The organism is Vibrio sp. V33_P6A3T137, assembly GCF_009904835.1.
Taxonomy (GTDB): domain Bacteria; phylum Pseudomonadota; class Gammaproteobacteria; order Enterobacterales; family Vibrionaceae; genus Vibrio; species Vibrio metschnikovii.
This window is the reverse complement of record NZ_WXWK01000042.1, coordinates 1-9,926: the sequence shown is the minus strand read 5'-3', so window position 1 is coordinate 9,926 and position 9,926 is coordinate 1. Positions and strand designations below refer to the sequence as shown.

Below are 9,926 nucleotides of genomic sequence, written 5' to 3'. Positions count from 1 at the left end.
GGATCATCACGGAGCTACACCCAAAAGGTGAATCAGCATATCGGAAAAATAGTAATACAGAAGCAGCTAATAAAATTCAGAAAAATATTGTTGAATTTGTAAGGTCTCATAAATCTTATGCATCAACGGGTCTTTCAAAATTACCTTTTCATGAACAAAAGAAGTTTATAGAAGAAGAAATCTATTTTATCAGAAGCAGACTCTTAAACTCAGATTTTGAGAGGTATCTTGATTCCAAGGTTTTTAAACGGCATGGTCGAAAAGTTGCTTTGAGAAACGAGGCAAGATCTGCATTTTATGATGCCGCCAAATTGAAAGCAGAAAAGTTAAAAGAAATATCTGAGATAGATTACGAAGGGGCAGTCGCTGCATCATGTTCATTGCTACTAAACAACTCAGAATCTATTGATAGTTTTGGTTGGGCGCAAGTAGATCCCACGATGTTATCGGAAAAAATAAAAGCGTTTAGCCCATATCGGTGTGTTCTTGTTGATGAAGTACAAGATCTCTCGCAGCTTGAAGTCACAATGGTCGCCGCATTACACACTGGAGAAGAAAAAATTTCGAATCAGGAAAACGGACTATTCTTAGTAGGGGATGGTGCGCAAACTATATATAACAAAGGTTTTGTGCTGAAGCAGTGTGGGGTTAACGTCTCAAATAGAAGCTATGTTTTGAAGAAAAACTATCGTAACTCTAAAGAGATTATGGAAGCCTCATACGCCCTCATTGAAAAGTACGAGTTTGCTGATGTTGACGAGGATAATATTGTTAAGCCTACAAAGCCTGACCTACCTTCCATGGTTGGGGAAAAACCGTTTGTTGTAAAATGTAGATCTGAGACAGACGAAGTTCAGTTTGTATGTGAGGCCATTCAGAAAATACTTGAAGTAGTCAGCGAAGATGAGGAGCAGGATAAATACCCAGAAATTTGTGTGATAGGGCTAAACAAACGTATAAGAGAGTCAATTTCAAGAGAACTTAAATTACGTTCAATTGTTAGCTGTGAACTTAAGCAGACATTGAAAATGGAAGGATCAAACAGTATTAAAATTAGTACCATCGAATCTGCAAAAGGGCATGAATTTCAGCATGTTTTCATACTTGGGGTAGTTGAAGGTGTAATGCCTAATAAATCCGTAGAAACTGATAACTTATCTCGAGAAGCATCTCGGCTCTACGTTGCGATGACTCGTGCACGCGAAACACTTTACATCACATACAATATCGCTGGTAGTTCAATTCCAAGTAGGTTTCTTATTGATATTCAGAACTACGTAAATGAATATGATTGTAAGGAACTACTCCAGTTAGAGGTGATGTGCTAAAAGCAAGATTGATGAGTGCGAAAGTGATCGAATAATTGCAAGCACACCATCAAACGTTGACACCCGCCAGCCTTTCATTGACTGGTATGAAGAAGCTGATTAGCAAAGTTCCTGACACTCTTTTGTTGACGGGGTGTAACACATAGAACAGCACAACCAGGCTCAATGCAGAGTTTGGTGTAACGGTTTTATAACAAAGCATTTAAGAGTGATTCCCAACGCTTGGCATTTTTTATTCCATCGTTGGGTTTTGTGTTTACGGTGGCATGATTGGGTTTCGTGGTAGCGTTGCTCACACCTTAATGCGCGTTAAATCGCAAATGATACAGGAGATAAAATGAACCCTAGAGATGACTCCGTTAATGTTGATGACGTTAAACTGAATCAAGTGTTAAAGCTAATGTATGAAATTTACAATAAGCAGCATAAAACCAGTGCCCAGATAGGATCCTATAAATTTACGCCTGAGATGTTAATTGCAAAGTATGCGGCGGATCTAGAAATATTGATTAATGAGCAACGTACTCAGTCTCGCTTATCTAATTGCAATGATAAAAGAGTAATGAAAACTATTTTTAACGGGATGGTCGAAAATAATTTCTTAAAACGTGACCTATGCATATATTACTTTTCAGAAGCCGGTTATAAACAAGCATTGAAGTCATCAAATATACTTAAATACTGGATTAAGTACCATACAGGAGTTTTTTGGGGCATTATTACCGCAGTCGTAAGTTCTCAAATCCTTGTCTACTTGATTAGATGTTTCCAATACCTGAACTAATCCGTGAGGTGCTAATTTAGTAAAGCAGCTGACAAGGTTCTGTCCAGAAACGTGCCAAAGCAGTGGATGATCAATTGTGATGCTCAAGACAATCAGTATGATACTTTATTTCTGTCTTACAGCTGAGGTTGCGTTGTGTATTGACTGATTTTCAACGGCTAATCACATTTCTGAACCGTCTACTCTATTGTTAACAATTTGACTCCGGTATAGTGCATTTCAAGCTCGAACGAGCGATTATCTGCGCTCGAAATGCAACAATTCACAGAGAGTTGATTGAAAATGAACACACTTTTTGCCCATCGTGGCATGTCATCGTTAGCCCCTGAAAATACCTTAGCTGCTTTTCGTCTTTGCCATACACATAAGGTGCAGTGGCTGGAATGTGATGTTGATATCCTTGGTGATGATACGATAGTGATCTCTCACGATGACACATTAGATCGTTGCACCAATCGCAGTGGTAGCCTGTATGAATTGAGTCAACAAGATCTAGCGAATATTGATGCTGGTGGATGGTTCTCTGATGCGTTTGCTGGTGAGCCGATTCCGACCTTTCGCCAATTTATTGAAATGCTCAATGAGCTAAAACTCGACGCTAATATTGAGATAAAATCCTGTACGGCAGGGTGGGAGAAAACGCTCAAATTAATTGAGGGCGTGATTGAGGGACTAAAACTGCTTGATAGTGACAGAAAAGTGATCATTTCGAGTTTTAATCATATTGCTCTCTATGAATTTAAACGGCGTGCGCCGCACTATCCGACCGCTTGTTTATTTACTAAAGAGACACTGTGTGAGGATTGGGAATCAATTTTACAGGCGTGCCAAGCTGAATATATTCACCCAGAAAATGAAGGATTGTCTCGTGAGCAGGTTGCCGCTTTTAAAGCCAAAGGCTACAAAGTGAACGTTTATACCGTCAATAGCCTACTAAGAGCCAACCAATTATTTAACTGGGGCGTGGATGGTGTCTTTACCGATATCGCTCAGACATTCCCTCGTTCATTCTTCTCTGCGACCAATTAGCCGCGTTAAATCGGTAGCTTGAGTGAAGCAAGTTATTGTCAGCAGAACAAAAAATCCCGTATTGATACGGGATTTTTTATAGAAACCATCAACGTTGATTGAGATTAATAACCAAGTTTCACTAGCGTTGCGGTAACGTCTTTTGCTGGACGTCCAGTTAACGCTTCGACGGCGAGATTAGGACGGTTAGTGAAAAAGCCAGTCACTCCCCGATCGCGATAGCGGATAAGATCTTCAGCATCATCTAAGGTGTAAATATGAGTCACTAACCCTTTTTGCTGATTCATCTCTATCATCCAAGGTTTAGCGAGATCCATATAACTAAAATTACTCGACCACGAGTCAGCAAAGTTGGCTTGAGTTCCTGATGGGCCAACGCCAATTGCGCCATTGTCTTTAGCAAAATCTATCCATTCTTCATAAGCCGATTTCGATGCGACTTGCACTCGTGCGTAGTAAGCCGCCCAGCTTTCATCATCTTGTTTCGGCTCTGTAGGCTTCATATCGATATAACCGTCGCCAGTCCATAGCAGAAGGACTTTAGGGATGTTCGGCATTTCCGCTTGCAGTTGAACTAAGCTCTCTTTTTCAAAGGTTTGCAAAATAACCTTACCTTTCATTTCCTTATCTAGCCAGCCGTGCTGTTGCAAGTTCGCCCTCAGATCCGCTTCGATACCGGGAAACAGTTCAGGTAATTTGGTTTCGATATAAAGGCCAGGTTGATGTGAGCAATTTTCAGCAACGTCTCTGACTTGATCTAAGGTCATTAATTGCAAGCCACGATAACTTTCTCTTGCGCGTTCTGGATAGGCGTTATTGAACCAAGATCCGGCATCTAATTTCTCTAATTCAGCCCAAGAAAAACTGCTTACTGGACTATCGGCTCGCTCTGGATAAATCTCCGCAATATTGGTTTTATTGCGCAAATTATTATCATGTACAGCAATTAAAACGCCGTCTTTACTACGTTGTAGATCGACTTCAAGATAGTCTGCCCCAAATTCACAGGCTAATTGATAAGCCGGTAAAGTCGCTTCTGGTGCGTTATAAGAGTCGCCACGATGAGCAATAATCGCGTTGTCTGGAATAGAAAGCGGTGCTGACAGTGTCGATGATGTGCTTGAGCAGCCTGATAATGAGAGTGCGCCAATAACGCCTAATGTGGTGTAGAGAAATGGTGTTGTCAGGCTCGTTAATGCGCTACGAGTGGTGTGGTGCTGCGAAGAAAGATTCAACGTAATACTCCTTTTAGTTGAATGAGGCCAAATAACCTAGTTTTGGTGTATGTTTTGGTTTGTTTTTTAACATAAATAGAGCAAATATTCAAAATTGCGTGAGTCAGTAAGCGCAAGTTAGGTCATCTGCTTTTTGAACATGAACAAGACTTTTAGCTTTACGTCTTTTCGCGCTATGATTGAAGAGTGTTGTTTATCGTAGCTTGGTGATGATGAGTCAGAGTCCCCGTAATTTTAGTCGCCGTGATCTTTTTCGTGGTTTAGTTGCCAGAGGTAAGGCCGCTTATCATGAGGTTGATGATCAGCCGAAACGCACCATACCTCGTCCACCGGGGGCATTAGCAGAGGCAACGTTCAGGCAGTTATGTGATGGCTGTGGTCTGTGTGTTGAAGCGTGCCCAAGCTCCGTTATCCAGTTAACAGGCCAGTGGCCTGAGTTATGTCTAGATTACAATCATTGCCAATTGTGCACTCAGTGCGCGCAAGTGTGTCCAACCGGGGCGCTGCTGCCTGCCACGAAAACTGAGCTTTTACCGACCTTTGCTTATCAGTGTCATAATCGTTTATTGGGTTATTGTGAATTGTGTATTGAGCAGTGCCCAACTCAAGCGATTCATTGCGAGCCGAATCAACAACCCGTAGTGAATGAGGACTTATGCAATGGGTGCGGTCAATGCCGTCCGATTTGTCCTGCTAATGCGATTGAGTGGCAATTTCGTAAATCAACAGAAAACTAATGATAACTATTATTGTTACTATTTGATAGTAAATGTTTAAAAGTGTAACCACTAATTACATTTTCATTGATAGTGATCATAGGGAAGATCATGCAAGGTTTGGATAATAGGCCGATACATTGGAGGGTCTATGTCCACATCAATAATCAAAAAACTATTTACGCGCCGTGAGTTTATACAAAGCTCTGCGGTTGCTTCTGGCGCAGCGATTGCTGCCAGTTCGATCAGCTTGCCATTTAATGCGCTGGCTGCACCAACACCATCATCCTCGCTGAGCCCAGAACAGATCCGTTATAGCGCTTGTTTAGTGAACTGTGGCAGTCGTTGCCCATTTAAAGTTCATGTGCGCGATGGTGTAGCCGTTAAGATCTCTCCAGAAGATGGGGTCAATGAAGCTATTTTTGGTCAGCATCAAATTCGCCCTTGTTTACGGGGGCGCTCAGCTCGTTTTCGTACCTATAACCCTGACCGTTTAAAGTACCCAATGAAGCGGGTCGGTGAACGTGGTGAAGGTAAATTCAAGCGCATCAGTTGGGATGAAGCCACCACCATTGTGGCTGAGCAATTGCAACGAGTGATCAACACTTATGGTAATGAAGCCATTTACTATCAATATGGTAGTGGAACGACAGGGGCTAATTTACAAGGCCGTAATACGTGTAAGCGCCTGCTTAATTTAGCTGGTGGCTTCTTAGATATGCACAATACCTATTCAGAAGCTCAACTTAACCGGATTCAGCCGTTTGTTTTTGGACAAGCAGGGAATATTTACGGCACTGAGCAACAAACGCTTTTTGCTGAGATCAAAAATTCTGATTTAGTGGTGATGTTTGGTCAAAACTTGGCAGAAACGCGCATGTCAGGGGGCGGACAAATTGCAGAAATTTATCATGCTCTCGAACAAAGCGGCGCTAAGGTTATTTTGATTGATCCTCGCCGCACCGATAGCGTGACGGCATTTAATGCCGAATGGTTACCGATTCGCCCGGGAACCGATGCGGCGTTAGTCGCGGCAATTGGCCATACTTTAATCAAAGAAAATCTGCTTGATGAGGTCATGCTTAATCAATATACGGTCGGTTGGAGTGAAGAAACTTTGCCTGCCAGTGCGCCAGCGAACTCATCATATAAAGCTTATATTCTCGGTCTTGGGGAAGACAAGATTGAAAAAACGCCAGAATGGGCGGAAGTATTGACCGAAATTCCCGCGCAACGTATTCGTCAGTTGGCTCGTGAAATTGCTAGCGCTAAAGCAGCGTGGATTTCTCAAGGTTGGGGAGTGCAACGCACACAAAACGGTGAGCATGCTGCACGCGCGATCATGATGCTGCCGATTATGACCGGGCAGTTTGGTCGTCCTGGAACCAATATTGGTACTTGGGGAGGCAGTGTCAATTATCCACTAGCGGGTCTGGCGATACCAAATCCAGTCAAAGTGTCGATTCCATGTTTTAGCTGGGTCGATGCGATCACGCGCGGCACCGAGATGACACCAGAAAAAGATTACATCAAAGGTCGTGATCGTTTAACGACCAATGTGAAGTTTTTATGGAATTACGCGTCCAATATCACCGCTAATCAGCATTCGGATCTTAACCAAGTCGATAAAGTGCTGCGTGATGAGTCTTTGTGTGAATTTATTCTGGTATGGGATAACCACATGACAGCCAGCGCTAAATATGCCGATTTATTATTGCCCGATGTTTCAACCTTAGAATCCGATGAGTTAATTAATAACTCTTATCAATCAGGGTCTTATCATTATTTGGTTCGCTTACAAAAAGCGATTGAACCGATGTGGGAAAATCGGCCGACTTACGATGTCTTAGCGGAAATCGCCGATAAGATGGGTTTGAAAGAGGCGTTTACCGAAGGTCGAACCTACCAAGAATGGATTGAACACGCTTATAACCAAGTGCGTAAACAAGAACCGCATTTGCCTCCATTTGAGCAAACCGATGGTATGGGCGTGATTGATCGCCGGATCGCCGATAGCAGTAAACATATTGCGTTAAAAGATTTTCGTGATGATCCACAGCAACATCCGCTGAAAACGCCATCAGGAAAAATTGAGATTTATTCAGAGCAATTGGCTGAATTGGCGACTCAATGGCAATTACTGCCCGGAGATAAAATTTCGGCGATTCCAGAATACTGGCCAGCCGTCGAAGGTATCGAAGATAAACCGATGCTGAATAAATATCCGTTGCAATTGACAGGGTTTCATACCAAAGGTCATTGCCACTCAACGTATTCGTCCGTTGCTCAATTGAAAGAAGTTGCGCCGGATGTTTTGTGGATCAACCCCATCGATGCTCAAGCGAGAGGTATCCACAATGATGACTTTGTCGAAGTCTTCAATGACAGAGGAAGAGTGCGAATTAAAGCGAAGGTATCACCACGCATTATGCCCGGTGTAACGGCGATGCCAGAGGGCGCATGGGCGCAGACCAATAAACAAGGTGTTGATGTTGGTGGCTGTATTAACCGACTAACCTCGCTACGGCCAACGGCGTTAGCTAAAGGTAACCCACAACACACCAATTTGGTCGACGTTAAGCGCGTCTGAGGAGATTTTTAAATGAAACAATATGGCTTTTTTGTCGACTCATCCAAATGTACTGGCTGCAAAACGTGCCAAATCAGTTGTAAAGATGAGAAGGCGCAAGAGGTAGGCCCAAAATATCGCCGAGTATACGAGTATGGTGGTGGTGAGTGGCAGAAAGTAGGCAATGCTTGGCAACAAAATACCTTCAACTACTACTTATCGATCTCCTGTAATCACTGTGCTGAACCAACGTGTGTGAAAGGTTGCCCGACAGGAGCGATGCATAAACGGAAACAAGATGGTTTAGTGGTGGTTGATCAAGATAAATGCATTGGTTGTCGCTATTGTGAAATGCGTTGTCCTTATGGTGCGCCGCAGTTTGATGAACAAAAGAAAGTGATGTCGAAGTGCGATGGCTGTTATGAGCGAGTGGCTCAAGGTTTAAAACCCGTGTGTGTCGAGTCTTGTCCACAGCGCGCGCTTGATTTTGATGAGATAGCCACATTACGCGCCAAATATGGCGATACCAATGCGGTCGCACCCTTACCGGATCCGCAACTGACCAAACCCAGTTTAGTGATTAAAGCACACGCGGATGCCCGTATGACTGGTGATAAAACCGGTGCTGTTCAAAACCCTTCAGAGGTATAAACGATGCATGAATTACCTTTAGTCTTTTTCACGGTTTTAGGCCAAACCGCGGTTGGTATGATGTTATTGGCTTTTATTGCTGGTCTTGTTGGACAAATTACCAATGCTCAGCGTCATAAAATCAACCTGGTTGCCGTAATTTTATTTGCTGTAGGCATGGCGATTGGTGGCTTACATATGGGACAACCTCAGCGTGCGATTAATTTGCTGTTTGGTTTATTCCGTTCACCGATGAGTAATGAAATTGTTTTAAGTGGCCTCTATTTTGGTTGTGCTTTTTTAACGGTGGCACTCAGTGCTCCTCGCCTGCGCGATATACTGAAAAGCAAGTTTAACGTTACTGTTACCGATACATTGCACCAATGGTTGAATGGGATTGCCGTACTATTAGGCCTAGCTTTTGCTTGGTCGATTACGCAGGTTTATCAATTGGCAACCGTCCCGGCTTGGAATAGCCATTATACGTCGCTGCATTTGTGGCTAACTGTTGCTATCTCTGGTGGGATGTGTGCTTTAGCACTCGGTGCTAAACGACTCGGTGCGTTAGCGGTCATCGTGGGAGCGGCGATTTCGTTTGCAACTCGTACCGGTTATATGGCGTTTTTAACCGAGCAAGTACCGCATTTAGTGAATGCACAAACGATGTTTTGGTACACGTATTTGTTCGCGATGACCATCGCGCTGGTGCTTGCTTTGTGGGTCTTACTGAAAAAACAAGCCGTTAAACCTTTGCTTTTTAGCGGTGCGGCACTGATGATCCTTGGCGAGCTGGCTTCACGTATTACCTTTTATAACTTATGGTGGATAACCATGTAGTGGCGGTTAGGAGGATACTTTGAGCGTATTCTTCTAAACAGTGTGTACCGTTCAGCCTGTGAGAGCAGCGACTTTAAGCGAATTCGCTGGGAGCTGGCTCACGGGCTGAGTACTTTTTAAAACAGAAAGGAAAGCCAATGTTAGCCATTGTTCCTCGAATCCTTGGTAGTTTATTTTACTATTCACCGCAGAGCGAGCCTGCGCAGTATGCGTTACACGATCTGCCTCAATTAGCTCATTATTTTTCTTGGAGCGATCCTAAGGTTATCGAAACCGTGTGCCATCATCTACCAGAGCCACAACCTGAGCGCTTTAGCGTACTATTCGAAGGGCTAGGGGATATGCCCGCTCCGCCTTGGGGATCGGTATACTTAGATCATGAGCATATCGTGATGGGTGAAAGCACCTTGGCTTATCGTCAATTTCTCCAGCGTCATGGTTTAGCGGTGCAACTCGCCCGTCAGGAACCAGAAGATCAATTTGGATTAATGTTATTAGCCCTTGCTCATTTTCTCGAACAAGGTCAAGAATCTGCGGTTATCGAGCTATTAACGGATCATCTTTTTCCGTGGGCGACGCTCTATTTACAACGTTTAAAATCCGCCTGTGATGAAGATGATTTTTATTATTCTTTAGCAGTATTATCGGAATATTTTTTAGCAGAATTATCGAGTGATAATTCCGAGTAATTGCACAATATGGCCTGTAAATATGGCTATTTATTGACTGCGTTTAATTATTTTAAAATGACACGTTAATTTTGTTTAACTTACTGTTTTAAAATGAATTTCATTGTTG

At 43.1% G+C, this 9,926-nt stretch carries 9 protein-coding genes; 8 read left to right on the top strand and 1 reads right to left on the bottom strand.

Annotation, left to right across the window (positions count from 1 at the left end):
* From CAG60_RS03270 to CAG60_RS03260, 3 genes are all read left to right on the top strand, one after another.
* A partial coding sequence (locus CAG60_RS03270) for a 3'-5' exonuclease (protein WP_161438288.1) occupies positions 1 to 1,328 on the top strand: 1,328 nt, incomplete at its 5' end.
* A gap of 337 nt (positions 1,329 to 1,665) precedes the next feature.
* Positions 1,666 to 2,112, top strand: coding sequence for a hypothetical protein (locus CAG60_RS03265; protein ID WP_161438287.1), 447 nt, complete (start codon positions 1,666 to 1,668; stop codon positions 2,110 to 2,112).
* Between the two features lie 282 nt (positions 2,113 to 2,394).
* Positions 2,395 to 3,141 (top strand): glycerophosphoryl diester phosphodiesterase, encoded by a 747-nt coding sequence (locus tag CAG60_RS03260; protein WP_161438286.1) that lies wholly within the window; start codon positions 2,395 to 2,397, stop codon positions 3,139 to 3,141.
* Positions 3,142 to 3,245: 104 nt separating this feature from the next.
* On the opposite strand, the gene CAG60_RS03255 is transcribed toward CAG60_RS03260, so the two are convergent.
* The gene (locus CAG60_RS03255) at positions 3,246 to 4,376 is read right to left on the bottom strand and encodes a glycerophosphodiester phosphodiesterase (RefSeq protein ID WP_161438285.1); all 1,131 of its coding nucleotides are present in this window, start codon (positions 4,374 to 4,376) and stop codon (positions 3,246 to 3,248) included.
* Positions 4,377 to 4,585: 209 nt separating this feature from the next.
* On the opposite strand from CAG60_RS03255, the gene CAG60_RS03250 reads away from it, so the two are divergent.
* The 5 genes from CAG60_RS03250 (at position 4,586) to CAG60_RS03230 (ending at position 9,817) form a co-directional block, all read left to right on the top strand.
* Entirely contained in the window at positions 4,586 to 5,113 is a 528-nt protein-coding gene (locus CAG60_RS03250) for a 4Fe-4S binding protein (RefSeq protein WP_161438289.1), read from the top strand.
* Positions 5,114 to 5,243: 130 nt separating this feature from the next.
* Entirely contained in the window at positions 5,244 to 7,682 is a 2,439-nt protein-coding gene (locus CAG60_RS03245) for a DMSO/selenate family reductase complex A subunit (protein ID WP_161438284.1), read from the top strand.
* 12 nt (positions 7,683 to 7,694) lie between these two features.
* Complete coding sequence (locus CAG60_RS03240; protein ID WP_040904699.1) at positions 7,695 to 8,312, top strand: DMSO/selenate family reductase complex B subunit; 618 nt, start codon at positions 7,695 to 7,697, stop codon at positions 8,310 to 8,312.
* 3 nt (positions 8,313 to 8,315) lie between these two features.
* Positions 8,316 to 9,128 carry a dimethyl sulfoxide reductase anchor subunit family protein gene (locus CAG60_RS03235; RefSeq protein ID WP_154169184.1) on the top strand — a complete coding sequence of 271 codons (813 nt, stop codon included), beginning with the start codon at positions 8,316 to 8,318 and terminating at the stop codon, positions 9,126 to 9,128.
* 137 nt (positions 9,129 to 9,265) lie between these two features.
* Entirely contained in the window at positions 9,266 to 9,817 is a 552-nt protein-coding gene (locus tag CAG60_RS03230; RefSeq protein WP_161438283.1) for a molecular chaperone TorD family protein, read from the top strand.
* Positions 9,818 to 9,926 lie beyond the last annotated feature (109 nt).

What these genes read in the sequence shown, in the direction of transcription:
- CAG60_RS03265 (WP_161438287.1), top strand. Translation starts at nt 1,666, where the DNA reads ATGAACCCTAGAGATGACTCCGTTAATGTTGATGACGTTAAACTGAAT.
- CAG60_RS03245 (WP_161438284.1), top strand. Translation starts at nt 5,244, where the DNA reads ATGTCCACATCAATAATCAAAAAACTATTTACGCGCCGTGAGTTTATA.
- CAG60_RS03235 (WP_154169184.1), top strand. Translation starts at nt 8,316, where the DNA reads ATGCATGAATTACCTTTAGTCTTTTTCACGGTTTTAGGCCAAACCGCG.
- CAG60_RS03250 (WP_161438289.1), top strand. Translation starts at nt 4,586, where the DNA reads ATGATGAGTCAGAGTCCCCGTAATTTTAGTCGCCGTGATCTTTTTCGT.
- CAG60_RS03240 (WP_040904699.1), top strand. Translation starts at nt 7,695, where the DNA reads ATGAAACAATATGGCTTTTTTGTCGACTCATCCAAATGTACTGGCTGC.
- CAG60_RS03260 (WP_161438286.1), top strand. Translation starts at nt 2,395, where the DNA reads ATGAACACACTTTTTGCCCATCGTGGCATGTCATCGTTAGCCCCTGAA.
- CAG60_RS03230 (WP_161438283.1), top strand. Translation starts at nt 9,266, where the DNA reads ATGTTAGCCATTGTTCCTCGAATCCTTGGTAGTTTATTTTACTATTCA.